Source organism: Plantibacter sp. LMC-P-059a (assembly GCF_030209505.1).
GTDB lineage: Bacteria > Actinomycetota > Actinomycetes > Actinomycetales > Microbacteriaceae > Plantibacter.
In genome coordinates, this window is the sequence record NZ_JARVRZ010000004.1 from 528,343 (window position 1) to 550,113 (window position 21,771).

The following is a 21,771-nucleotide window of genomic DNA, read 5'->3' on the forward strand; positions in this document are numbered from 1 at the left end:
CGTGTCGACCGACTTCGCCGAAGCGCTGTACGAGGTCATGCCGAACCAGTGGGTGTTGAACGACGGGGCCTTCGACTTCATCGCCCGAGCGTCAGGCGCCGGCGTGCGTCTGGCGATCGTCTCCAACATCGCGCTGGACATCCGCCCCGCGCTGCAGCGGTGGGGGATCGACTCCTTACTGGACGCGGTCATCCTGTCCTACGAGGTCGGATACGTGAAGCCCGACCCGCGGATCTTCCAGCTCGCCGCCGACGCACTCGGCGTCGACCCGACGGAGTGCCTGATGATCGGCGACTCGCAACACGACGACGTCGGCGGCGCGGTCCTGGGGATGGCCTGCCTGATCGCCCGGCCCGAGCAGATGTGGCGCGCCTTCGCCCTGGCGAGCCCCGCCTGACCGGCGCATGAACGCGACGAGTCGACATAGAGTGGTACGTCGATGGAAGAGGTGGCCAGGGTGCAGGATTCGGGAGCGATCGAACCGGATGCGCTGATCGACGCGCTCAAGGCGTTGGCCAACCCCGTGCGGCTCGAGATCGTCCAGTGGCTCCGCGACCCGGAGACCGCCTTCGCGGACTACGAGCCCATCGCGGACCGCGCCGAGGTCGGCGCCTGCGTCAGCCACATCCAGGCGAAGAGCGGCCTCGCGCAGTCGACGATCTCCTCCTACATGGGAACCCTGGAGCGCGCCGGCCTCGTCCACCCCACCCGCGTGGGCAAGTGGACGCACTACCGACTCGACGAAGACCGCATGCGACGCGTGGGAGACGCCATCGGTTCCTCGTAGTCATATTTACGTATCGAGGTTTGTAGATATGATGGACGGGTGACGACGACTCCCATCTCGACCGTGCTGATCGTGCACGCGCATCCAGAACCCACCTCCTTCAGTACCGCTCAGGCTCGCGGGGTCCGCCAGGTCCTCGAGGCGCAGGGCCTCCAGGTCGACCTCCTCGACCTCTACGCGCAGGGTTGGCAGCCCGTCCTGGATCGCCACGAGTTCCCGTCGTTCGACGGCCCGTTCAAGCCGCAACGCGAGCAGTGGAGCGCCGTCCGCGACGGCACCCTGTCCGACGACGTGCGCTCCGACCTCGACCGCGTCCTGGCGGCCGACCTCCTCGTGCTGTCCTTCCCGCTGTGGTGGTTCTCGATGCCGGCCATCCTCAAAGGCTGGCTGGACCGTGTCTTCGTGATGGGTGGCGTCGCCGGTGGCGATGCCGGTCTCTTCGAGACCGCGCGGCTCGCGGGACGACGGGCGGTGGCACTCGTTACCACCGGCGGCCCAGCGGCGGCCTTCGCCCCGGACGGCGCCTTCGGCGGCATCGACGAGTTCCTGTTCCACATCCACCGCGGCGTGTTCGAGTTCGTCGGGTACGACGCCCTCGCGCCCGTCATCACCTACGGACCGGCGCACCTCGACGACGCCGCTCGGGCCGATGCCCTCCGCGCCGCGGCGGACGCCTTCCGTGACATCGAACGTCGGCCGAGTGCCGCCACCTCGCGGCCCCGGGGGAGCCTGGCCGGCTGACGCTCAATACCCGCGGTTCGCCTGCGCGGGGTGCAGCCTCGGCGCGTGTCGCCTCCTCGTGGGCCCGGAGCTCACGCCGTCGATCGACGTTGGGCGACGGGCGTCTCCTCCGCTTGGGAGGGTTGCGAGAACGGTTTGCGGAAGCTATCTTCCTATAAACACGTTCTGCTGAGGTTGGAGAGATGATGACTCGCAAGAAGATCCTGGTGCTGCTCGCGTCCGGACTGGTGGTCGCCGGCGGACTGGGCGGCGTGGCAGCGCAGGCGGTCGCGAACGCCTCGGAGATCCGAGCGGCATCGGCCGCGACCTCCACAGAGACGCCGTCGGCATCGCCTACCGCAACGCCGACCGCGACCCCCACGCCGACCCCGCCGGCCACGTCCACGCACATCGACGAGTTCTACCTGCAGGACCTGTGGCTGCGGTTCCGCGAGGCGGGCCAGGTCGCGATGGCGTCCTGCATGGCCGACGCCGGGTTCGGGTTCGACCAGACCACCTTCGACGGGATGCCGCCGGCACTCAGCGAGGCCGATCAGGCCGCGTGGCAGACCGCCGCAGAGCCCTGCCGGGAGGTGCGCGACGCCGCGGTCGCCGCAGCCGAGGCCACCTATGTCCCGAGCGAGGAGGAGCGTGCGACGGCGCTGGCGTTCGCGACCCAGTACCAGGGCTGGATCGACGCGATGCGCTCGTGCATGGCCGACCGCGGACACCAGTTCGTCGGCGACGTCGACCTCACGTTGCAGGTCGGCCCGTACCCCGAGGGTCAGCAGGCGACCGGGATGCCCGACGGGCTGTCTCCTGAGGAAGCCCACCAGTGGCGACTCGACTCGTCCGGTTACGACTCCAGCTACCCCGAGTCGGAGCAGAGCACGTGGGAGGCCTCCTGCGGGGCCGTCGCCGACGCCGCCTACGGAGGCCCCGGCCACTGACCCGGCTCTCGTCGGCGCCAGCTCGCGATCGGCCGTGACGCGTATGTCCGAACACCGTTCCGCAACCGGGATCGACATGCGCGTCGCGGTCGTGCGATGAGCAGGGGGATCGACCGACCGATCTCGGCCTAGCGCGGTTCGGCCTCGCGGACTTCGCGGGACCGGCGGGCCGGGCGAACGGAGCCCCCGGCGAGCACGAGGAGCGCGCTGGCGGGCACGGCGAGCACGGCCATCCCCGCGGCCGAGAGGGTGCGGCGGTTCGCGCAGACGTCGTAGGGCGGCTCCGAGGTGTCCGTCGAGAGGATCCCGCGGGCGACCATCCGGTCCTCGCCCGCACTCAGATCGCGGGGCCAGCCGGCGACGACTACGGATGAGCACACGGTCGTGTATCCGGGATCATCGTCGCCGTCGACCCGCTCGTGCACGGTCGACGGCAGGAACGCGAGCACTCCCATCGCCACGACGGACGCCAACCCGACCGCGAGCAGCACCCACCACGAGACCGAACGTCGACGCTTCTCCGTGCCATCCATGCCGGTATTGTCGCGCATCACCTATCCGGTGTCGTCATCCCAGTGACTCGACGGGATGATCAGAGACTTGACAGCCGCTATCTCTCGTCCTGCCGGCGGACAACCTTCGTGCTCCATGCGAGGACTCCGGCTCCGTCACAAGTTTGGACTATGACACTTCGAGTGGCCCGAATGGCCCGGATTCAAACGAGTAGAGTCACCCTATGAGTTCTTTTGGCCGCGTTATCGGCGGCGCTTACCTTGACGCAGGCGTTACGACCGCGACCTTTGGAAGCGATCTCGTGATCCAAACCGGTATCAAAGGGCGCAAACTCACGTCTGAGACGATCGAGTCTTGGCAGGAGATTCCGGTGGAAGTGAAGGACGGGGCCTTCACCGCGATGGGTAAGGCTGCGGCTGGAGTTGCCCTTCCTGGTCGGTTCGGCAGGGCGGCATCAGCTGCCGTGGGAGCGGCATTTGACTCGAAGAAGCCCGACCATCACGTACGCGTCGTCTGGAAAGATGGCAAGCAGTCGCTCTTGAAGCTGCCGGAGGCGCTCTTCACGCACCTCGATCTGGTTCTTTCGGATCATCGCATTGCCGATGCCGAGCCGAATATCGTTTCGCGGCCGGAGTTGGATGAAGCGCAGCCAACCATCGCGGACAAGACCTTCGACCTGGTATCGGGCTTGGTCAAGGATCGTTTTCCCGGACAGCCGCAGGCCGTGACCGAGGTCTCGACCCCTGCGGTTCAAGGCGACATAACCGAGCAGCTTCATAAACTCGGTTCTTTGAGAGATGCAGGCATCCTTACCGATGCCGAATTCACATCGAAGAAGGCTGAGTTGCTCGCCCGGCTCTGACCTATCGCTGGCAGTTCGGAAGATTGAGCCGAGCTTACGATTCCACAAGTCGAGGGCTTCAGGCGGCTTGTGCCTCGCATGGTGGGCCAGGCGAACGTCCGCCTCGGTCCCGGTTACCTATTGAACACCCGCCGTACGCGGCGCTGACGTCATCCTCGCCGACTGATTCGGCGAGCGCCCGCCCGCGCTGTAGCCCCACCGATTGACCGCTGCTCCATCGGTCGGCCTGTTCAAGGGGCTGTGCGCAGTCGAGTGATCCGCGACCGGATCCGCTCGTCGAGGTCTTCGAACTCGTCGAGCACGTCAGTGACGGCGAACACGCGGTCGCGCTTGCGGTTCGTGACCTCGGCGATGACCCGAGACGCTTCGAGTTGTTCGATGGCCCGGTACACCGCCCGATCCGCCAGCCCCGAACGTTCGGCGAGCTGCTCGGCATTGAAGACCGGCATGGCCACCAGTACGTCGAGGAGGAGATCGGCGGTGCTCCCGGCGCGTACGCCGGTCTCCTGGCGCCAGGACTCGGCGTAGCGAGCGAACGACCTCGCGGTTCCGCGAGCCTCCCGGGCCGCGACTTCCACGCTGAGAGCCACATCGGTGATGATCGCCTCGGCGTCCCCCGCCCGGTAAGCGGTGAGGAGTTGGAAGTAGTGGTCGGTGTCGGCCGCGAGTGCCGACGCGATCGGCAGCACGGTTCCCGGAGTCACGCCACGCCTGCGAAGCACCGCACCGATGAGGGCTCGGCCGATTCGACCGTTGCCGTCCGTGAATGGATGGATGCTCTCGAACTGCGCGTGCACGAGAGCAGCCTGGGTGATCGGATCGATGTCCTCTCGGTTCGCGAAAGCGAGAAGATCGGCGAGATAGTCCGCCACGAGTTCCGGGGGCGGAGGCACGTAAAGTGCATTGCGCGGTGAGAAGTGTGATCCGCCGATCCAGTTCTGGACATCGCGCACTCGGCCCGCGTAGCGACGTTCTTCGGGGTCGTCCTGCATGAGTAACTCGTGCGCATGGAGCACGTCGTCGAGGTCGATGGTCGTTTCGGATGCGCTGATCAGTGCGGTGATGGCACTGCCGGCAGAAACCATCGACACCGCAGAGGAATTCTCCTTCAGGCCGCCGAGGGCGCGCGCGAACGCGGTGGTGCTGGCTTCAACCTGTTCGATGCGCGAGGACGCTACGGATTCCATTCGAATCAAGAAGCCGGCTAGCGGCTGCAGCGCATTGCCGGCGACGCGCTCGAGTTCCTCGGTTTCGTATCGGGCGCGGAGGAGCTCGCGCGGCGGCGTCTGGGGAACGGTAAGCCTGGCGATGTGCGGCGGCAACGACACCGTGATCTCCGTGAGCATGCGGTCGTCACGGTTGCCGCGCCTGCCGGTGGCTTGCCACGCGACCGTGCGGAGTTCATGCTTCGGCCAACCGTTCACGTAAACCTGTCTCTATCGCGCAACGTAGTGTCACTTAACACGTATAAGTGACACTATCAGGTGAGTTGGCGACAAGCACGTGGCCGACCCGTGACTCAGCGCGTCATCGCAGGTGTGCTCCAGCTCCACCCGCAGAGCCGGCGGACGCGGCGTCGAGCAGCTCGAGCACGTGGCGGTAGTCCTCGCCGGTCGCTCGGGTCATGCCGAGTTCGCAGGTTCGGTTGCACGAAGCGTGCGCATCAGCAGCGATGGCAGCGACCTCAGCGGCCTCAGCCTTCGTCGCAGAGGCGGTGAGCTCCGGGTGCAGCATTCCGCGGTCGCCCGCGAACGCGCAGCAGCCCCAGTCGTCTGGCACGTGGACGCGCTCGGCGACGGCCTCGCCGATCAGCACGAGATCGGGGTCGAGCCCCATCTGCCGCGAGGAGCAGGTCGGGTGCAGGACCAACTGCTCGATCCGGGCGTCGACCTCGACCCGAGGCAGGATCTCGCGGGCCGCGAACGCCACCGCGTCCTCCACCACGACACCACTCTCGCTGAGCAGCTTCGCGAAGCCCTCCGTGCAGCTCGACGCGTCGCTCACGACCACCAGACCACTGTCGGCGACGGCCGCACGGACGCGCTCGACCGTGCGCTGCTCGTTCACGGCAGCCCCGGACGCGAAGCCCTTCGACGACCACGGCGTCCCACAGCAGATCGACTCGACACCATCGGGCACGATCATCTGCAGGCCCGCACGCTCCAAGAGTCGCGTGAAGGCGCCCATGACACCGTCGCCTCCATCCGCCGCACCGAACATGCTGTTGACGCACGCCGGCACGTAGATGCCGACCGTCGGGCCGTCCGCCGCACCGACGGTGCGACCGAGCGCCTTCCGCGAACGTCCGCCGCCAGGGAGGTCGCCGGAGTACTTCGGCACGGTGTCCGCGCCGAGCACGGCCCTGGCGACGTCCGTCACCGCGCCGACCACGGGAGCCGGCAACAGCTTGGCGCCCGAGAGCGCGACCGAACCGATCCTCGTGGCGGGCCCCCAGCCGACAGCCGCCGCCTTCCACCCCGCGGCGGGGACCGGTGCCGCATCCTCGCGCCGCAGCCGCTTGACCAGGGCGCCGGTGTTGATCTGCACCGGGCACGCGGTCTGACACATGCCGTCGACCGCGCAGGTCTGCACGCCGGCGTAGTCGTAGTCGTCCGCCAACTCCTCGGCGAGAGCGATGTCGCCGCGGGCCCGGGCGGACTCCTCGGCGCGGCGCACGACGATGCGCTGCCGCGGTGTGAGCGTCAGGTCGCGACTCGGGCAGACGGGCTCGCAATACCCGCACTCCACGCAGCGGTCGACCTCCTCCTCGACCGTCGGCTGCAGCTTGATCCCGCGGAGGTGCGCCTCGGGGTCCTCGTCGATGAGCACGCCGGGGTTCATCACGCCGGCCGGATCCACGAGTCGCTTGAGCTCGAGCATCACGCCGTACAGCTCGTCGCCGTACTGCCGACGGACGTACGGAGCCATGGCGCGCCCCGTGCCGTGCTCCGCCTTCAGGTTGCCGCCCGCGTCGAGGACGAGGTCGACCATCTGCTCCGTGAACGCGACGAACCGACCGAGCGCGGCATCGCCCTCGAAGCGGTCGGTGAGCATGAAGTGGATGTTGCCGTCCTTCGCGTGGCCGAAGATGACCGAGTCGCGATAGGCGTGCTGCTCGAACAGCTCCTGCAGGCTGGCACAGGTGTCGGCGAGTGCCGCCGTGGGGACGACGATGTCCTCGAGCAGCGCCGTCGTGCCCGAGGGGCGGGCGCCGGCGACCGAGGCGTAGAGCCCCTTGCGGAGCCCCCACGCCCGCGCACGCTGCGACGCGTCGCTGCTGAACGCCACCGGCGCGTGCACGTCGAGGCCGTTCAGGAAGGTGCCGCCCGCGGTCGCGCGGTCCCTGAGTTCCACGGCGTTGCCGGAGCGGTACTCGACGAGGAGGGCCGCGTGATCCTGCGGCGTGAACCCCTGGATCTCCGCCGGGCTGCCCGGAAGCCGCTGCCCGACCGTCAGCGAGGTCGCGTCCATGAGTTCGAGCGTCGCCGCGCCGGACGCCACCAGCTCCGGCAGTGCGCGCGTCGCCGCGTCGAGGGAGGGGAACACGGCCAACGCCGTGGACACCAGCGGGAGGACGGGAACGGTGCGGAAGGTCGCCTCGGCGACGAACGCGAGCGTGCCCTCCGAGCCGATGAGGAGGTGCTGGAGGACGTCGACGGGGGAGTCGAAGTCGAGGAAGGCGTTGATCCCGTAGCCCATGGTGTTCTTCAGCGAGAACTGCCGTTCGATGGACGCGACCGACGCCGGGTCGGACCGCACCCGCCGCTGCAGCCGCTCGATGCCCTCGGCGAGCTCCGGCTCGGCGTCGTGCAGCTGACGGTCTGCCGCGGGATCGGCGGTGTCGATCGTCGTGCCGGACGGGAGCACGAACACCATCGACTCGAGCGTGCGGTACGTGTTCTCGTCGATCCCGCAGGCCATGCCGCTCGAGTTGTTCGCGATGACGCCACCGATCGTGCACGCCACCTCACTCGCCGGGTCGGGGCCGAGACGGTAGCCGAGTCGCGTCAGCCGGGCGTTCACCTGAGCGACCGTCGCCCCGGGCTGTACCCGGACGCGCTTGCCGCCGTCGAGGACCTCGATGGACTTGAACCGCTGCCTCGTGTCGATGACGAAACCGGAGCCCGACGCCTGGCCGGAGAGGCTGGTGCCGCCAGACCGGAACGTGACCGGAGCGGCGGAACGGCTCGCCGCCCGCAGGATCGCGGCGACCTCGGCCGCGCTCTCCGCGATGACGACGGCCTCCGGGGTGAGCAGGTAGTGCGACGCGTCACCGGCGTAGGCGGCCCGGTCGATCGCGCGGGTCCGGATGCGGGCCGGATCACCGACAGCCTCGCCGATGGCCTGGGTGGCGGGGGATGGGACGGTGGTCGGGTGGGCCACGAGGCTTCCTTCTCGAGATCGGGCGTCAGCGGCGTGCGGGGATGCGGGTGCGGGAACGCGACGCCTCAGCTGGATGGAGCGTCGTCGGCCATCGCCCGACCATCATTCGAAGCGTTGCCACTCCGGCAGATTGTCGTAGGTGTAGCGATAGTAGTCCGCCAGCTTGAGTCGCGACGCCGCGGCCTCGTCGACGATGACGGTCGCGTGCTCGTGCAGTTGCAGCGCGGACCCGGGAACGAAAGAACTCAGCGGACCTTCGACCGAGGCCGCGATGGCCTCCGCCTTCCCGACACCCTGCGCGACCAGCACGAGTTCGCGGGCCTCGAGGATGGTGCCGAGCCCCTGGGTCATGCAGTGGGTGGGCACCTGGTCGAGCGAGTCGAAGAACCGGGCGTTGTCCTCGCGGGTCTTCGGCGCGAGGGTCTTGATCCGCGTGCGCGAGGCGAACGACGAGGTGGGTTCGTTGAACCCGATGTGCCCGTTCGCGCCGATGCCGAGGATCTGCACGTCGATACCGCCGGCCTCGGCGATGGCACGGTCGTACTCCTGCGCGGCGGCCTCGAGGTCGGCTGCGCGGCCATCGGGGACGCGGACGCGCGACGGGTCGAATCCGAGCGGACCGACCACCTCGCGGGCGATCACGTTGGCGTACGACTCGGGGTGCTCCGCCGGGATGCCGACGTACTCGTCGAGCGCGAACCCGCGGGCACCGGCGAACGACAGCGAGCCTGCTGCGACGCGACGCGCCAGCTCCGCGTAGATGCCCTGTGGGCTGGAACCGGTCGCCAGGCCGATGACCGGCTCAGGCCGCCCGGCCACGATCGACGCGATCTTCGCGCCGGCGACCCGACCGACCTCGGCGGCGTCGGGAAGGATGATGATCTCCACGGTGGTCCTCTCGTTCCTGTTCAGGCGCTCGCAGCAGCGGACACGGACGCACGGACGTCGCCGTCGTTCGCTTCGAGCAAGCGTGTCGCCGTAGCGGCGTCGACGTCGGCGAGGAGCATGACGACGGCCGTCTTGGCATGTGACCCGGCCTGCTCCAGGGCGGCGTCCGCGACGGCGCGATCGGCTCCGGTGGCGTCGACGACGATCCGCTGCGCACGGTCGACGAGCTTCTCGTTCGTGGGCCGCACGTCCACCATGAGATTGGAGTAGACCTTGCCCGAGCGCACCATGCTCGCGGTGGAGAGCATGTTGCACACGAGCTTCTGTGCGGTCCCCGCCTTGAGTCGGGTCGACCCGGTCAGTGCTTCGGGGCCGGTCATCACCTCGATGGCGATCTCCGCCTCGGCACCGATCCGCGATCCCTTGTTGCAGGACACCGCAATGGTGGCTGCGCCGAGCTGGCGGGCGTAGCGCAGGCCGCCGATGACGTAGGGGGTGCGACCACTGGCCGCGAGCCCGACGACCACGTCGGTGGGTCGGAGCTCGGCTGCGCGGAGCTCCGCGGCACCGAGTTCGAGGTCGTCCTCAGCACCTTCGACGGCGACCACGAACGCGTGCTCACCGCCGGCGATGAGCCCGATCACCTCGGAAGGGTCGGTCCCGAACGTCGGCGGGCACTCGACCGCGTCCAGCAGGCCGATCCGACCGCTCGTCCCGGCACCCAGGTAGATGAGGCGTCCGCCGTTCCGTCGCGCTCCCGTGATGCGTTCCACGGCACGGGCGATGTCCGGCAGTTCCGCGCGGACCGCGTCCGCGACGAGCCGGTCCTCGTCGTTGATGACCTCGAGCAGCCGAAGCGTGTCGAGGGTGTCGAGGTCGATCGTGCGCGGGTTGCGTCCCTCCGTGGAGAGCGCGGCCAGGGTACTCGAGGCTTCAGGCACGATGGGCCCTCCGTTCTGGGTCGGACGGTGTGAGGCCGTCGCGGTGGTGCGGTGCTCCATCGGCCGTCATGCTTCGAACCGTAGCCCCTGCGGCGGCCCGTCGAGGGTCCGTGCCGGGAGGACGCGTCCGGGGACGATCGCGCCGAGCACGCTGCCGTGGGAGGCGCCGGTGGCGGAGGGCAGGGAGCCCGCCTGTCCGTTCACCGTCAGGAAGCCGAGGACGGCGAAGGCGAGCGCCTCCTTCGCGTCGGACGGGAGCCCGGCGTCGTCGCTGATGACGACTTCGGCCTCGGGGAGCGCAGCACGGATGCGTGCGACGAGCTGCGGGTTGCGGACCCCGCCGCCGGCGAGGATGACGCGTTCGACCCCGCGGACCGCGTCGGCGACGGTCCGGGCGGTCAGCTCGGTCAGGGTCGCGACCAGGTCCTCCACAGGCAGCGCCGGTCGGCCGGCGAGCTGCTGCCGCAGGTACGCGAGGTGGAAGAGTTCCTTGCCCGTCGACTTCGGTGCGGGACGCCCGTAGTACGGCTCGCGGAGCAGCAGCTCGAGGGTCTCCTCGTGAACGGTGCCGCGCGCGGCGAGTTCACCATCGGCGTCGTACTGCCGTGCGCCACCTGTGTGCTCGGCGACGACCGCGTCGATGAGTGCGTTCGCGGGTCCACTGTCGAACGCGATCGGGTCCGTTCCCGGGCGCAGGATCGTCGCGTTGGCGATGCCGCCGAGGTTGACGGCTGCGGCGGTCTCGCCCGCGAGCCAGAGGGCGTCGATCATGCTCACGAGTGGGGCGCCCTGGCCGCCGGCCGCGACGTCGCGCGAACGGAGGTCGGCGACGACGGTCACGCCGGTGCGTTCGGCGATCCACGCAGGCTGACCGAGCTGGAGGGTGCCCTCCACCCGGCCGTCCTCGACCCAGTGGAACAGCGTCTGACCGTGCGAGACGATCAGATCTGCCTCCCCATCGCACAACTCGGCGACGGCGCGGACCGCGAGGTCCGCGAACGCCTGCCCGATCCGGGTGTCCAGGCGACAGACGTCCTCGACGCTCGTGGCCGCGGGCGGGAGGGCTGCGGTGATCATGGCCCTCAGCTCCGGCTCGTACCCGGCTGTGATGAGGCCGAGCGGACGGACCACGAGGGTGTCGCCGTCGATGCTGATCTCGGCGGCGGCCGCATCGATCGCATCGTGAGACGTGCCCGACATGAGGCCGATGACGCGCATGGGCCGGGTCACTTGCGCAGCTCCGTCCGGTGCGCGTTGCCTCGGAGGGTGCCGATCGCGATCGCGCTCACCACGCACGTCGCCATCACGTAGTACGCGGGCACGTCGAGGTCGCCGGTTGAGGCGATCAACGAGGTGATGATGAGTCCGGCGCTGCCCGAGAACACGGCGTTCGAGATCGAGTACGACAACCCGAGGCCGGTGTAGCGGACGGAGGTGGGGAACATCTCGGCGAGCATGGCCGGGCCGGGGCCCGCGATCATGCCGACGACGGCTCCCGCGACGAACACCGCGAGCCCGTGGATGCCGACTCCGAGGTCCGGGTTCTGGAGCACGTTGAGCAGGGGCAACGCGAGGATGACGATGAGGCCGGTGCCGGTGAGCATCACCCAGCGGCGTCCTATCTTGTCCGACAGCCATCCGGCCGGGAGGATCGTCGCGGCGAAGCCGGCGTTCGCGAGCACGGTCGAGATCAGGGCCTCCTGGAACGACGCGTTGAGGCTGCTCTGCAGGTAGGAGGGCATGACGACAAGGAAGGTGTACCCCGCGGCGGACCACCCCATCAGGCGGCCGATGCCGAGGAGGATCGCCTTCGCGGTCGCCGCAGCGCCGGCACGGACGACTGGCTGGGCGGCGGCCTTGGCGGTGTCGGAGCCGTCGGCACCCGAGGCGGTGATCTGCTGGAACTCCGGCGTCTCCTCCAGCTTGAGGCGGAGGAACAGGGCGACCGCGCCGAGCGGGATCGCGAGGAGGAAGGCGATCCGCCAGCCCCACGCCGCCAGATCCGCTTCGGACAGCACGGCCGACAGCAGCGCGACGGTTCCCGCGCCGCCGAGGAGGCCGAGCGCGACGGTGAACGACTGCCAGGCGCCATAGAGTCCGCGCTTGCCTGGCGGGGCGAACTCGGTCATGACCGAGACGGCGCCGCCGAACTCGCCACCCGCGGAGAGCCCCTGGAGGATCCGTACGAGGGTGAGCAGGATCGGCGCCGCGACACCGATCGACGCGTACGTCGGGAGGATGCCGATGAGGGCGGTCGCTCCGGACATCAGCACGAGGACGAGGATGAGCGTCGGCTTCCGACCGATCCGGTCGCCGATCCGGCCGAACAGGGCCGCACCCACCGGGCGGAAGAAGAAGGCGATGGCGAAGGACGCGTACGTCGCGATGAGCGACTCGATACCCGTCTGCTCGCCGTCGCTGAAGAACTGGGCCGCGAGGATCGTGGCGAGGAACCCGTAGATCCCGAACTCGTACCACTCGATGAAGTTGCCGACGCTGCCGGCCACGATGGCGCGACGCCGGGCGGCGCTGCTGATCGTGATGGGCGGTGTGGAGCTGGTCACGGGACCTCCCTTGGTTCCTGGATCGTGCTCGGAGCTTTGGCACAAAGATACACGCTTGGGCGAGGGATGGTACTTTCCATACCCGTCGTCGGGCGGTGCCGACGGTACAGTGATGACCGACGAGGGGAGCACGCATGGGAGTCGACGGGCGCAGAGCGCGGGCGGTGTCCACCGAGGTGCGCGCTCGTCTCGAGGAACTCCGCCCCTCGGAGCGCCGCATCGCGGAGTCGCTCCTGGCCGACCCGGGCGCGTTCGCAACGCGGTCGGTCGCGGAGATCGCGGAGGAGGCGTCCACCTCGACGACGACGGTCGTGCGGTTCACGCGGAAGATCGGTTACGACCGCTTCAAGGACTTCCGGCACGACCTGACCGAGGAGAACCTCCGCGAGCGACTCGCCCTGGCCGGCACGAACGCCCAATCGCCCGACATCGTCGCCGGCGACAGCCTCGACGACATCGTCGCGAAGGTCGCCGCGAACGAATCCCTCTCGATCGCCGACACCGCCCAGGCCCTCGACACCGAGGCGCTCACGCGAGCAGCGGCAGCGGTCGCCGGCGCTCGCCGGGTCGACATCTTCGGCGTCGGAGCGAGCTCGATCGTCGCCGTCGACCTCCAGCGCAAGCTCTCCCGCATCGGCCGCGTCGCGCTCGAATGGCCCGACTCGCACGCGGCCTGGACGGCTGCCGCGATCCTCGACGAGCAGTCGGTCGCCGTCGCCATCTCGCACTCCGGCGCGACCGCCGACACCGTCGATTTCCTGCGTCTCGCCGCCCGCTCAGGAGCGACCACGATCGCGATCACGAACCATGCGGAGTCGGCGCTGGCGAGCGGCGCGGACATCGTCCTCCAGACGGCCGCCCGGGAGACCGCGTTCCGGTCGGGGGCGCTCGGAAGTCGGATCGCGCAGCTCATGGTCGTCGACTGCCTCTTCATCGGCGTCGCCCAGGTCGACTACGAGGCGTCCACGGCGGCCCTGCAGCGCACCTTCGACGCCGTGCGGGAGCGTCGCACCTCCGAGTGACGTCCGCGTCGGCCGCATGTCGGTCGGTGCCGAGGTTCGTTCCCGGAGGGTGTGAACGCTCGATCGGTGAGTAGCATGCGGGTCATGGCAATCAAGCTGGAGAACGTCGGGATCGCCGTCCGTGACATCGAGGAGGCCATCTCCTTCTTCGTCGATCTCGGGCTCGAGGTCGCGGGGCGGGACACCATCAGTGGCGACTGGGCGGACACCGCGGTCGGTCTCGACGGCAACCACGCCAAGATCGCCGTCCTCAAGACGCCGGATGGTCATGGGCAGATCGAGCTGTTCGAGTACCTGCACCCGGATGCGATCGAGACGGAACCGACAGCTCCCAACGAGATCGGCATGCACCGCGTCGCCTTCTCGGTCGACGACATCGACGTCGCCCTCGCCACGGCGGCTCGACACGGGTGCTACCCGCTTCGTGGTGTGGCGAACTACCAGGACGTCTACAAACTCACCTACCTGCGTGGCCCGAGCGGCATCCTGGTGATGCTCGCCCAGGACCTGACGAAGACCGAACCGCGCTGAGCGGCACCCTGCCGGACGGCGGTGCCGGCGTCTGGACGCACCAGATCCGCCCTGGACAGACCAAGCGCTCCTCGCCAAGGTGGGAGGGATGACCGACACCCGAGCAGACGTCCTGATCCGACCAGCCACCGAGCCTGAGCTGCGCCACCTGCCCGACTGGGCGATGAGTGGCCCGGTGACGACGGTGGCCTTCGAGCGCTTCGGCGGCGAGGTCGATGCCCGGAACTATCGGCCGGAATGGACCTGGGTCGCCGAGCGGGACGGGCGGATCGTCGGTCACGCGCTCTGGTGGGGACAGTCCGACGCGTCGAGACCTGCCACCCTCGACCTCCTCGCTGCCGACCCCGAGCTGTCGGCCCCTGAGGTGGTCGGAGCGGCCCTCATCCGCGCCGGCGTCGACGCGTTCGGCGCCGGCCCGGCACTGGAGTTCAACGTCGACGTCGCTCCGGGGTGGGCGGATGACCCCGGAGCGGTCGCCGCCGTCCGCTGGCGGGAGGCCGCGGCTCACGGGGGAGGGCTTTCTCGCACCACCGAACGCATCAGCTTCGCGAGGTCGAGCACCGATCCCAGACCCCCGCGCTCGACCCGCCTGCGCTTCGTCGAAGCCCCGGACGAGCGGTTCCACGAGCTGTTCGCCCAGGTCGCGACCGGGACGCTCGACGCGCACACCCTCGACATGGTCGCCAGCGAAGGCGTGCAGGCGCTCGCCGACGACGACCTCGCGTTCTACCGCTCCCTGCCCGGGAAGCGCGAGGCGTGGCGGGTCGCCGAACTCCTCGACGGCACGACCGTCGGGTTCATCATCCCGACCAGGACCGCCTACGACGCGAGCATCAGCTATCTCGGCGTGCTGCCCGACCATCGTGGACACGGGTACGTCCACGACCTCCTGGCGGAGATGGTCCACGTGCACCACGACGACGGGCAGGACCGGATCGTCGGCACGACCGACGCCGCGAACGTGCCGATGCGGAACGCGTTCGAACGAGCAGCCTTCTCGGTCACCCGGGTGCGGATCGTGCACGCCCAAGCGGGCGACGGTGCAGAAGGCGACGCGGCCGGACTCGCCTAGAGCATGCCCGGTCAGCGGCGATGGACTCGACCATCGCGGCGTCGCCATCGGACGGTCGCGCATCGCGCCGACCGCAGCCCGGAGATCGTCCTTGTGGCTGATTCGTGCCGGGCGTAGCTTGACCGCATGAGCCTCTTCATCACCTGCCCGGTCGAGAGCGTCGAACGCGCGACCGCCTTCTACGACGCCCTCGGCTGGACGCGCAACGCGGCGATGTCCTCCGAGCAGGTGTCCTGCTTCGAGATCGCTCCCGAGCAGTTCGTCATGCTCGGCAGCCGCGAGATGTACGCCGGGGTCGGTGGCACCGAGGACCTCATCGGCGGACCGGACACGCCGTCGAAGGTCACGGTCTCGTTCGACCTCGGCAGCCGGGAAGCGGTCGACGAACTCGTCGAGCGTGCTGGCGCCGCGGGCGGACGGGTCGGCGACACCGACGACTACCCGTTCATGTACCAGCGCCAGTTCGACGACCCGGACGGCTACCACTACTCACCGTTCTGGATGAAGCCGGACACCGAGCCGACCGCCTGAGCGACCCCACCTCGACACGGTACGGCGAGCAGGTCTCCAGCCACGAGGTCTCGCGGGAGCTGCACGCACGGCTCGTCGCCCGCCGGATCGATGGCGGATTCGTTCTCGACGCGGAAGGCGACGGAGTGCGTCGTGGACGCCCGGCCGATCAAGCGGAGTTCCGACCAGCACGCGTCGGTTTCCGACAGGCGGGCGTCGAGGGTGAGGTGATGGCCGTCTTCACCGAAGGCCACCGCGACGACGCTGGCGACGATCACGGAGGTCTGCTCGCTGGAGGACGGACACCCGCCGGTGCAGGGGATCACCGCTGCCGCCGTGTGGACGCACGGCGTTCCCTGCCGTGCGACCAGGTGCAGCATCGAGACGTCGGCGACGATCACGTCCGTGGTGCTGAGGCTGGTGTGTGCCGGCCAACGGTCAGGGACGAACGGGTCCGGGATGCTGCGGCGGAGCGAGGGCAGGATGGTCGTGAGGGTCATGACGACCGGTCTACGCCTCACCGACCCGCCGGATGCCGGTCCTCACGGGATCCATGCGTCGATGAGCGGAACCCCGACGGTCTCCTCACGCTCCGAGCTCAGGACTCGAGCGTGGCCCGCGAACTATGAGGGTTCGCCGTCCTCGTGCACCGGTCGCTGCGCCGCTCGACGCCGGCGGTCGTCGCGCCACCTGAGGAGGGTCATCGCCAGGTTGAGGGCGAGGAGCGAGAGGGCGGCGAGCTTCAACGGGAGCGGCATGGACGGGTTCAAGCCGAAGATCAACGCGAGAACACCGAGGAACCCGAGCCGGACCCAGGGTGCCGCAGCCGCGTTCTTCATCCGGCCACCCTAGCCGCAGGCCTCCGCTGGCGAGTCGCGCGCGCAGTGTGCCCCGCACACGGAGCTGCGCATGACGGGAGGGAACCGCTGGCGACGACCGGCCGGGACGACCTAGGCTGACGTCCATGCCGCCGCCGCCCATGAGTAGGAGACGTTCCACCCTCCTGCTCGCTGCGGCAGCACTGCTGACGGTCGCCGGGCTCGCGCAGCTCGTGCTACACCTCGTCGACTGGTCCGGTGAGGCCGGCGACGTGTTCCAGCTGGTGCTCGCTGCGGTGCAGTTCGTGTGCGGACTGATCGCATTCATCCTCACTGCGCGCCGTCGCCCTCGGTCGTGATCGCGAGGGGCAGACGTCGGTGACGATCACGTCTGTGGTGCTATGGCTCGTGTGTCCCGGCCAACGGTCGGGAACGAACGGGTCCGGGATGCTGCGACGGATGGCCGCGAGGGTCATGATGGCCGGTCTCTGCCTCGCGAACCCGCCGGATCCCATTCGTCGGGGGATCCATACGTCGAGGAGGGGAACCCGGATGGTCTGCTCACGCTCCGAGCTCAGGACTCGGCCGTGGCGGCGGGCTCGCGCGCAGTGCCGACTATGAGCGTTCGATGTCGTCCTGCGTCGCGTGCTGCTCTGCTCGACGTCGGCGGGCGGCGCGCCACTTGAGGAGGGTGATCGCCAGGTTGAGGGCGAGGAGCGCGACTCCGACGAGCTTCAGCGGCAGCGGCATGGACGTACTCAATCCGAGTGTCAGCGCCACGATGCTGAGGAGCCCGAGCCGCACCCAGGGTGCCCCAGCCGTGTTCTTCATCCGGCCACCCTAGCCGCGGGCCCCCGCTGGCGACGGCGCTCTCGATCCAGGCCGTCACCGGTGCTAGCGTCGAGCCATGATCGATCTGCTCGAGCTGGTGGCGCGGACGTTCGCGTTGCTCGGCTCGGGAAGCGGCGGGAGCGTGGTGATCCCGGCCCTGATCGTGGTCGGTCTGATCGGAGCGGCGACTGCCGCCGTGGTCCTCGTCGCCGCCATCCTCGGCGCACGCGGGATGTCGCGTTCGAGTCTCGGCCCTGAGTCCCTTCACGAGGTCGAGAACCTTCGCGTGCTGGTCACGTACGGCAACCCGAATGCGCCGGGTCATGCCCGCCCTCGAGCGCCCGGACGGGCGATCGTGACCGCCAGGATGGCCCGGTTCCGCGCGCTGTAACGCGTCACCGATGGTCCGAGGCGGTCGAACGATCCTCTTCCGTTCTCGATCGAAGGACCACCAATGGACCTCTCCACCATCCCCTTGTTCTCCGCCGTTCTCGATGGCCTGGCAGGGCTCGTCGAAACGATCGGCACCCTGCTCGAACCCGTCACGGGCTCCTGGGCACCGCTGCTCGCCATCGTCGTCTTGACCGCGCTCGTCCGGCTGATCCTGCTCCCCGTCGGCATCTCCCAGGTGCGCGCTGAGCGGACCAGACGACGGCTCGCCCCTGAGCTCGCTGCCCTCCGCCGCCGATACGCCGGCAGGCCGGAAGCGCTGAACCGCGCGCTCATCGAGTTCTACCAGGCCCACAGGACATCGCCCGTCGCCGGATGTCTGCCGCTACTCGCCCAAGCCCCGGTGCTGTCTGCGGTCTATGCATTGTTCGTACATCAGGAGGTCGCGGGTCACGCCAACCAGCTCCTCTCCGCAGTCGTCGGCGGCGTCCCCTTGGGCGCGAATCTGTTCCACCTGATCGGCACCACGGTCACCGCCATCTGGCCGTTCCTCGTCGTTCTGCTGCTGCTCGGGTGCGCGATCGAATTGAGTCGTCGCGCGACGCTAGCGTGGAACGCCGCTCCAGCGGGCACGGAGGAATCGAACCCGTCGGCTCAGGCTGGTGCGCTCGCGGTGATCGTGCGTTGGCTCCCCTTCGTCTCCGTCGGGTTCGCGGCGATCGTCCCGTTCGCTGCCGCGGTCTATCTGGCGACGAGCGCGCTCTGGACAGTGGCGGAGCGTGCGGTCCTCCGTCGGATGCTTCGCGGTGGGCTCGCCCCTGGGATGTGACCCGCGCTGGCGACGCTTGCTGCGCGGCGAGTCGCGTGCTCGCGTCAGTCGATGGTGTGGCCGCCGTTGACGGTGATGCGCTGGCCCGTGATGAACCCGGTCCGGTCGGAGGCGAGGAACGCGACGGTGTCGGCGATGTCGTCGATCGTGCCCATGCGCCCCATCGGCACCTCGGCCAGGTACGCGGCGATGTCGTCCGCTGACGCATCAGCGTGACGCTCGACGGGGATCCACCCGGGGGCGACCAGGTTCACGGTGATGCCGTTCGGCCCGAGCTCGCGCGCCCACGACCTGGTCAACCCGAGCTGGGCACCCTTCGCCGCGACGTAGGCGGACATCTCGGGGAGCGCTCGCTCGAACATGTCCGAGCCGATCTGGATGATCCGGCCGAACCGCTGCTCCCGCATGTGCGGGGCGATGGCCCGCACGAGCAGCGTCGGACTCTTCACGAAGAACGCCAACTGGGCGACGTGGTCGTCCCAGCCGAGCCGGTCGATCGGCACCGACGGTTGGGGGCCGGTGGCATTGGCGACGAGCACGGAGATGGGCGCGGCTGCCTCAGTGATGCGCTCGACGAGCGAGGCCACCGACTCCTCGTCCGTCACGTCCGCGCTGAACGCCTCGGCTGCACCACCGGCCTGCCGGATCGATTCGACGACGTCAGCCGCCTGTTCGGCACCTGATCGGTAGTTCACGGCGACGAAATACCCGTCAGCACCCAGCCGACGGGCGATCCCCGCACCAAGCCCTCTCGACGCACCGGTCACCAGTGCGACTCGTTGACCCGCGAACCCGTGTGAGGTCATCGCCGTGCTCCGTTCGATCGTCGGCTCGAACGCCGATGGATGGGACGCCATTCCGCGCTGCCGTCCAGAGTTGGCGTCGCGTCTGCCCTGACCTTCCCGAGGATAGTCGGCCGTTCGACCGGGTCGACGCCCGACGACATGACGCGGCCACCACCAACGGGCACTACCGTCGAGGGATGCGCCCTGCTCCCCGCTCCACCGGCAGCCTCCGTGTCGCCCAGGTGGTCTCGGAGGTCTTCGGGCCCGCGCCGCTCCTGACGTTCGCACTGGTCCAGGCCGGTGTCGGCACCGCGCCGCACGGCGTCTGGACGGCCCTGCTCGCGTCGCTGCTGATCGCGGTCCTGCCCTACGCGGCGCTCATCCTCTTGGCGCGCTCCGGGCGGGTCAGCGGGCGGTTCGTCTCCGAGCGACGGCAGCGGGGACCGATCCTCGCGTGCGTGCTCGTGTCCGTGCTGCTGGGCGTGTCACTGCTCGTCTGGCTCGGCGCAGACGCCGGGTTGCTGGCCGTCGGCATCGCCGCGATCATCGGCTTGCTCGTCGTCACGGCGGTGAACCTGGTGTGGAAGTTGTCGATCCACTCGGCCATCGCGGCCTTCGTCGCCATCCTGCAGTTCGGGTCCTTGCCCGTGGCGCTCGCCGCGGCTCTGCTCCTCGTGCCGCTCGTCGTCGGCTGGGCCCGCGTCCGCGAGGGGGCGCACACGACGGCGCAGGTCATCGCAGGGTTCGGTGCCGGTGGTGCGGTCTTCCTCGCGTATCTGCCGATCCTCGCCGCGCTCCAGGGGTAGCGGGAGCTGTACCCCGGTTTCGTCTCGATCGACGAAAGACGTGGCCGGCCTCGACGTGACGTGGAACGGCACCGCCCAGGACACGGTCGGTGTGCACGTGCCGGGCTGGAGCCGACCGCTCCCGGTGCGAACCGATCGGCGGTTGCTCGCGGGGCCCAGGCGCGCCTACTCGGCTCGGTCGGGCCGAGGGTGCGTCCGGCGACGTCGACGAGCGCGGACGAACTGCACGAGCGCGATCGTCGAGGCCGCGACCAGGACCGCGATGATGATCCACGTGCGGAGGGCGGCGGGAGAGGACGCGACGTCGACGCCGAACGCCAGCAGTGCGACGGCGGACACCAGGACGACCCGCACCGCCCAGTTCTTCAGGAGCCAGTCGCTGACGCGGTCGACCGCAGCGGTCTCATCCCAGTCCCGGTACCCCATGCGCGCAGCCTACGCGGGTGTTCCCCGGGCCGGGGGAGTCGAGCAGTCGGTCGCCCCAGGTGTGCCGAGCGGTTGGTGCGCCGAGGCATGCGCCGGCCGCGCGTCCTCCAAACCGGTGTCCGGAACGTTGGAGGTGTCGTGCGGCACCCCGTGCACCCGGTCCGGGACGATGGTCGTATGACAGCTCTGAACGGCATCGACATCGCGGCCGAACTCCGACAGGTCGAGGCCCACTGGACCCCACGGGTGGTCGGGCGGGTCAACGATCAGTACGTGAAGGTCGCCAAGCTGCTCGGCCAATTGGTCTGGCACGACCACGCGAACGAAGACGAGATGTTCCTCGTGGTCTCAGGCACCCTCCGGATCCAGCTCCCCGACGACCAGGAGGTGGTGCTGACCCCGGGGCAGTTCCACGTGGTGCCGCGAGGCGTGCAGCACAATCCGATCGCCGAGGAGGAGGTCGAGATCGTTCTCATCGAGACCGTCACGACCGCGCACACCGGCGATGTGGTCAGCGAGCGCACCGTGCCCGTCGAGCGGCAGGTGGGCGACTTCCGCTGAGGCCAGGCGCCCGACAGCTCGGAACGCCGCAGGTCAGGATCCGGGGGCGGGGGCCGGAGGACGTTCCTCGCGAGTCCACCGGACCAGACCTTCGTGGTAGGAAGGTCCCCATGCGCCGCGCCGTCAGCACTCTCCTCGCCATCTGCATCGTCGGTGCCCTCGCGGGGTGTGGAGCGTTCCAACGAGGGCCCAGCTACGAGTCCGCCAAGGCGGCGGCGGTCTCCCTGCGTCAGGAGTTCGAAGCGACGTTGCCGGACGGAGCGTCGACGGTGAGCGAGGACGAGGTCGACGTCGCATGTAACGGCGGTGCCGTCGAGTTCAACGGCATCGTCACGGTGAGCGTCGCGGAGGATTTCGACCGGAACGCCTGGTTGGACGAAGCTGCCGCGATGTATGCCGACCGAGCGGCGTGGAGGGTCGAGAAGAAGGTCGCAGCCGACAACTCCTCGGACGCCACCACCGCCGTCTCGTTCTTCTCCGAGAACGGCTACTACATGCGTCTTGGCGAGTTCGCGACAACGCCCGAGTGGGGGCCGGTCATCGTGCTGTCCGCATCCGGTCCGTGTGTGCGTCGCTGAGTCG

Annotated in this window: 27 protein-coding genes; 15 read left to right on the forward strand and 12 right to left on the reverse strand. The window is 69.2% G+C overall.

Annotated features, from left to right (window positions below):
- The first annotated feature begins 1 nt into the window (after position 1).
- The 4 genes from QRN27_RS12010 to QRN27_RS12025 all read left to right on the forward strand — a co-directional run bounded on the left by QRN27_RS12010 (position 2) and on the right by QRN27_RS12025 (position 2,457).
- On the forward strand, positions 2 to 397 hold the full coding sequence (locus QRN27_RS12010) for an HAD family hydrolase (protein ID WP_285042416.1): 396 nt from the start codon (positions 2 to 4) through the stop codon (positions 395 to 397).
- Between the two features lie 60 nt (positions 398 to 457).
- The gene (locus tag QRN27_RS12015; protein ID WP_285042417.1) at positions 458 to 787 is read left to right on the forward strand and encodes an ArsR/SmtB family transcription factor; all 330 of its coding nucleotides are present in this window, start codon (positions 458 to 460) and stop codon (positions 785 to 787) included.
- A gap of 39 nt (positions 788 to 826) precedes the next feature.
- Positions 827 to 1,528: an NAD(P)H-dependent oxidoreductase gene (locus QRN27_RS12020; protein WP_285042418.1), complete on the forward strand. Its 702-nt coding sequence runs from the start codon at positions 827 to 829 to the stop codon at positions 1,526 to 1,528.
- A gap of 182 nt (positions 1,529 to 1,710) precedes the next feature.
- Positions 1,711 to 2,457 (forward strand): hypothetical protein, encoded by a 747-nt coding sequence (locus QRN27_RS12025; RefSeq protein WP_285042419.1) that lies wholly within the window; start codon positions 1,711 to 1,713, stop codon positions 2,455 to 2,457.
- 128 nt (positions 2,458 to 2,585) lie between these two features.
- Here the strand turns inward: QRN27_RS12025 and QRN27_RS12030 are convergent, their stop codons facing one another.
- Complete coding sequence (locus QRN27_RS12030; protein WP_285042420.1) at positions 2,586 to 2,990, reverse strand: hypothetical protein; 405 nt, start codon at positions 2,988 to 2,990, stop codon at positions 2,586 to 2,588.
- Between the two features lie 203 nt (positions 2,991 to 3,193).
- Here QRN27_RS12030 and QRN27_RS12035 point away from each other — a divergent pair, with 203 nt between their 5' ends.
- The gene (locus QRN27_RS12035; protein WP_285042421.1) at positions 3,194 to 3,832 is read left to right on the forward strand and encodes an SHOCT domain-containing protein; all 639 of its coding nucleotides are present in this window, start codon (positions 3,194 to 3,196) and stop codon (positions 3,830 to 3,832) included.
- A gap of 230 nt (positions 3,833 to 4,062) precedes the next feature.
- On the opposite strand, the gene QRN27_RS12040 is transcribed toward QRN27_RS12035, so the two are convergent.
- The 6 genes from QRN27_RS12040 to QRN27_RS12065 all read right to left on the reverse strand — a co-directional run bounded on the left by QRN27_RS12040 (position 4,063) and on the right by QRN27_RS12065 (position 12,608).
- Positions 4,063 to 5,256, reverse strand: a complete 1,194-nt coding sequence (locus tag QRN27_RS12040) for a Fic family protein (protein WP_285042422.1) — start codon at positions 5,254 to 5,256, stop codon at positions 4,063 to 4,065.
- Positions 5,257 to 5,359: 103 nt separating this feature from the next.
- Positions 5,360 to 8,215, reverse strand: coding sequence for an FAD-binding and (Fe-S)-binding domain-containing protein (locus QRN27_RS12045; protein ID WP_285042423.1), 2,856 nt, complete (start codon positions 8,213 to 8,215; stop codon positions 5,360 to 5,362).
- 102 nt (positions 8,216 to 8,317) lie between these two features.
- Positions 8,318 to 9,103 (reverse strand): glucosamine-6-phosphate deaminase, encoded by a 786-nt coding sequence (gene nagB, locus QRN27_RS12050; RefSeq protein ID WP_285042424.1) that lies wholly within the window; start codon positions 9,101 to 9,103, stop codon positions 8,318 to 8,320.
- Positions 9,104 to 9,123: 20 nt separating this feature from the next.
- Positions 9,124 to 10,104 carry an N-acetylmuramic acid 6-phosphate etherase gene (murQ, locus tag QRN27_RS12055; protein WP_285042425.1) on the reverse strand — a complete coding sequence of 327 codons (981 nt, stop codon included), beginning with the start codon at positions 10,102 to 10,104 and terminating at the stop codon, positions 9,124 to 9,126.
- A gap of 6 nt (positions 10,105 to 10,110) precedes the next feature.
- A complete protein-coding gene (locus QRN27_RS12060; RefSeq protein ID WP_285042426.1) occupies positions 10,111 to 11,274 on the reverse strand; it encodes an anhydro-N-acetylmuramic acid kinase in 1,164 nt (387 codons plus the stop codon).
- On the reverse strand, positions 11,271 to 12,608 hold the full coding sequence (locus tag QRN27_RS12065; RefSeq protein WP_285042427.1) for an MFS transporter: 1,338 nt from the start codon (positions 12,606 to 12,608) through the stop codon (positions 11,271 to 11,273). Before QRN27_RS12065 ends, QRN27_RS12060 begins: the two co-directional genes overlap by 4 nt.
- A 134-nt stretch (positions 12,609 to 12,742) precedes the next feature.
- Here QRN27_RS12065 and QRN27_RS12070 point away from each other — a divergent pair, with 134 nt between their 5' ends.
- The 4 genes from QRN27_RS12070 to QRN27_RS12085 all read left to right on the forward strand — a co-directional run bounded on the left by QRN27_RS12070 (position 12,743) and on the right by QRN27_RS12085 (position 15,764).
- Positions 12,743 to 13,630: a MurR/RpiR family transcriptional regulator gene (locus QRN27_RS12070; protein WP_285042428.1), complete on the forward strand. Its 888-nt coding sequence runs from the start codon at positions 12,743 to 12,745 to the stop codon at positions 13,628 to 13,630.
- A gap of 84 nt (positions 13,631 to 13,714) precedes the next feature.
- Complete coding sequence (locus tag QRN27_RS12075; protein ID WP_056011872.1) at positions 13,715 to 14,161, forward strand: VOC family protein; 447 nt, start codon at positions 13,715 to 13,717, stop codon at positions 14,159 to 14,161.
- An 88-nt stretch (positions 14,162 to 14,249) separates the two neighbouring features.
- Positions 14,250 to 15,233, forward strand: a complete 984-nt coding sequence (locus tag QRN27_RS12080; protein ID WP_056010394.1) for a GNAT family N-acetyltransferase — start codon at positions 14,250 to 14,252, stop codon at positions 15,231 to 15,233.
- Positions 15,234 to 15,359: 126 nt separating this feature from the next.
- On the forward strand, positions 15,360 to 15,764 hold the full coding sequence (locus QRN27_RS12085) for a VOC family protein (RefSeq protein ID WP_056780664.1): 405 nt from the start codon (positions 15,360 to 15,362) through the stop codon (positions 15,762 to 15,764).
- On the opposite strand, the gene QRN27_RS12090 is transcribed toward QRN27_RS12085, so the two are convergent.
- Positions 15,719 to 16,243 (reverse strand): hypothetical protein, encoded by a 525-nt coding sequence (locus tag QRN27_RS12090; protein ID WP_285042429.1) that lies wholly within the window; start codon positions 16,241 to 16,243, stop codon positions 15,719 to 15,721. The two genes, QRN27_RS12085 and QRN27_RS12090, sit on opposite strands and share 46 nt — an antisense overlap.
- Before the next feature lie 123 nt (positions 16,244 to 16,366).
- Positions 16,367 to 16,582 carry a hypothetical protein gene (locus tag QRN27_RS12095; RefSeq protein ID WP_285042430.1) on the reverse strand — a complete coding sequence of 72 codons (216 nt, stop codon included), beginning with the start codon at positions 16,580 to 16,582 and terminating at the stop codon, positions 16,367 to 16,369.
- A 125-nt stretch (positions 16,583 to 16,707) separates the two neighbouring features.
- Here QRN27_RS12095 and QRN27_RS12100 point away from each other — a divergent pair, with 125 nt between their 5' ends.
- Positions 16,708 to 16,920 carry a hypothetical protein gene (locus QRN27_RS12100; RefSeq protein ID WP_285042431.1) on the forward strand — a complete coding sequence of 71 codons (213 nt, stop codon included), beginning with the start codon at positions 16,708 to 16,710 and terminating at the stop codon, positions 16,918 to 16,920.
- Positions 16,921 to 17,176: 256 nt separating this feature from the next.
- Here QRN27_RS12100 and QRN27_RS12105 read toward each other — a convergent pair whose 3' ends face one another.
- The gene (locus tag QRN27_RS12105; protein ID WP_285042432.1) at positions 17,177 to 17,392 is read right to left on the reverse strand and encodes a hypothetical protein; all 216 of its coding nucleotides are present in this window, start codon (positions 17,390 to 17,392) and stop codon (positions 17,177 to 17,179) included.
- 76 nt (positions 17,393 to 17,468) lie between these two features.
- On the opposite strand from QRN27_RS12105, the gene QRN27_RS12110 reads away from it, so the two are divergent.
- Together QRN27_RS12110 and QRN27_RS12115 are read left to right on the forward strand one after the other, a co-directional pair.
- Positions 17,469 to 17,783, forward strand: coding sequence for a DUF6412 domain-containing protein (locus tag QRN27_RS12110; RefSeq protein ID WP_285042433.1), 315 nt, complete (start codon positions 17,469 to 17,471; stop codon positions 17,781 to 17,783).
- A gap of 63 nt (positions 17,784 to 17,846) precedes the next feature.
- Positions 17,847 to 18,611 (forward strand): YidC/Oxa1 family membrane protein insertase, encoded by a 765-nt coding sequence (locus QRN27_RS12115; RefSeq protein WP_285042434.1) that lies wholly within the window; start codon positions 17,847 to 17,849, stop codon positions 18,609 to 18,611.
- A 44-nt stretch (positions 18,612 to 18,655) separates the two neighbouring features.
- On the opposite strand, the gene QRN27_RS12120 is transcribed toward QRN27_RS12115, so the two are convergent.
- On the reverse strand, positions 18,656 to 19,417 hold the full coding sequence (locus tag QRN27_RS12120) for an SDR family NAD(P)-dependent oxidoreductase (RefSeq protein ID WP_056011875.1): 762 nt from the start codon (positions 19,415 to 19,417) through the stop codon (positions 18,656 to 18,658).
- A gap of 176 nt (positions 19,418 to 19,593) precedes the next feature.
- Here QRN27_RS12120 and QRN27_RS12125 point away from each other — a divergent pair, with 176 nt between their 5' ends.
- Complete coding sequence (locus tag QRN27_RS12125) at positions 19,594 to 20,202, forward strand: phosphatidic acid phosphatase (RefSeq protein ID WP_285042435.1); 609 nt, start codon at positions 19,594 to 19,596, stop codon at positions 20,200 to 20,202.
- Positions 20,203 to 20,367: 165 nt separating this feature from the next.
- Here QRN27_RS12125 and QRN27_RS12130 read toward each other — a convergent pair whose 3' ends face one another.
- On the reverse strand, positions 20,368 to 20,628 hold the full coding sequence (locus QRN27_RS12130) for a hypothetical protein (RefSeq protein ID WP_285042436.1): 261 nt from the start codon (positions 20,626 to 20,628) through the stop codon (positions 20,368 to 20,370).
- Between the two features lie 177 nt (positions 20,629 to 20,805).
- Between QRN27_RS12130 and QRN27_RS12135 the strand changes: the two genes are divergently transcribed.
- Positions 20,806 to 21,189 (forward strand): cupin domain-containing protein, encoded by a 384-nt coding sequence (locus QRN27_RS12135; protein WP_285042437.1) that lies wholly within the window; start codon positions 20,806 to 20,808, stop codon positions 21,187 to 21,189.
- Positions 21,190 to 21,299: 110 nt separating this feature from the next.
- The gene (locus tag QRN27_RS12140; RefSeq protein ID WP_056010413.1) at positions 21,300 to 21,767 is read left to right on the forward strand and encodes an LptM family lipoprotein; all 468 of its coding nucleotides are present in this window, start codon (positions 21,300 to 21,302) and stop codon (positions 21,765 to 21,767) included.
- The last annotated feature ends 4 nt before the right edge of the window (positions 21,768 to 21,771 follow it).

Coding starts and splice junctions, on each gene's coding strand:
- QRN27_RS12025 (WP_285042419.1), top strand. CDS start 1,711: ATGATGACTCGCAAGAAGATCCTGGTGCTGCTCGCGTCCGGACTGGTG.
- QRN27_RS12030 (WP_285042420.1), bottom strand. CDS start 2,990: ATGGATGGCACGGAGAAGCGTCGACGTTCGGTCTCGTGGTGGGTGCTG.
- QRN27_RS12035 (WP_285042421.1), top strand. CDS start 3,194: ATGAGTTCTTTTGGCCGCGTTATCGGCGGCGCTTACCTTGACGCAGGC.
- murQ (WP_285042425.1), bottom strand. CDS start 10,104: ATGGAGCACCGCACCACCGCGACGGCCTCACACCGTCCGACCCAGAAC.
- QRN27_RS12070 (WP_285042428.1), top strand. CDS start 12,743: ATGGGAGTCGACGGGCGCAGAGCGCGGGCGGTGTCCACCGAGGTGCGC.
- QRN27_RS12075 (WP_056011872.1), top strand. CDS start 13,715: ATGGCAATCAAGCTGGAGAACGTCGGGATCGCCGTCCGTGACATCGAG.
- QRN27_RS12080 (WP_056010394.1), top strand. CDS start 14,250: ATGACCGACACCCGAGCAGACGTCCTGATCCGACCAGCCACCGAGCCT.
- QRN27_RS12085 (WP_056780664.1), top strand. CDS start 15,360: ATGAGCCTCTTCATCACCTGCCCGGTCGAGAGCGTCGAACGCGCGACC.
- QRN27_RS12090 (WP_285042429.1), bottom strand. CDS start 16,243: ATGACCCTCACGACCATCCTGCCCTCGCTCCGCCGCAGCATCCCGGAC.
- QRN27_RS12095 (WP_285042430.1), bottom strand. CDS start 16,582: ATGAAGAACGCGGCTGCGGCACCCTGGGTCCGGCTCGGGTTCCTCGGT.
- QRN27_RS12100 (WP_285042431.1), top strand. CDS start 16,708: ATGCCGCCGCCGCCCATGAGTAGGAGACGTTCCACCCTCCTGCTCGCT.
- QRN27_RS12105 (WP_285042432.1), bottom strand. CDS start 17,392: ATGAAGAACACGGCTGGGGCACCCTGGGTGCGGCTCGGGCTCCTCAGC.
- QRN27_RS12110 (WP_285042433.1), top strand. CDS start 17,469: ATGATCGATCTGCTCGAGCTGGTGGCGCGGACGTTCGCGTTGCTCGGC.
- QRN27_RS12115 (WP_285042434.1), top strand. CDS start 17,847: ATGGACCTCTCCACCATCCCCTTGTTCTCCGCCGTTCTCGATGGCCTG.
- QRN27_RS12120 (WP_056011875.1), bottom strand. CDS start 19,417: ATGACCTCACACGGGTTCGCGGGTCAACGAGTCGCACTGGTGACCGGT.
- QRN27_RS12125 (WP_285042435.1), top strand. CDS start 19,594: ATGCGCCCTGCTCCCCGCTCCACCGGCAGCCTCCGTGTCGCCCAGGTG.
- QRN27_RS12130 (WP_285042436.1), bottom strand. CDS start 20,628: ATGGGGTACCGGGACTGGGATGAGACCGCTGCGGTCGACCGCGTCAGC.
- QRN27_RS12135 (WP_285042437.1), top strand. CDS start 20,806: ATGACAGCTCTGAACGGCATCGACATCGCGGCCGAACTCCGACAGGTC.
- QRN27_RS12140 (WP_056010413.1), top strand. CDS start 21,300: ATGCGCCGCGCCGTCAGCACTCTCCTCGCCATCTGCATCGTCGGTGCC.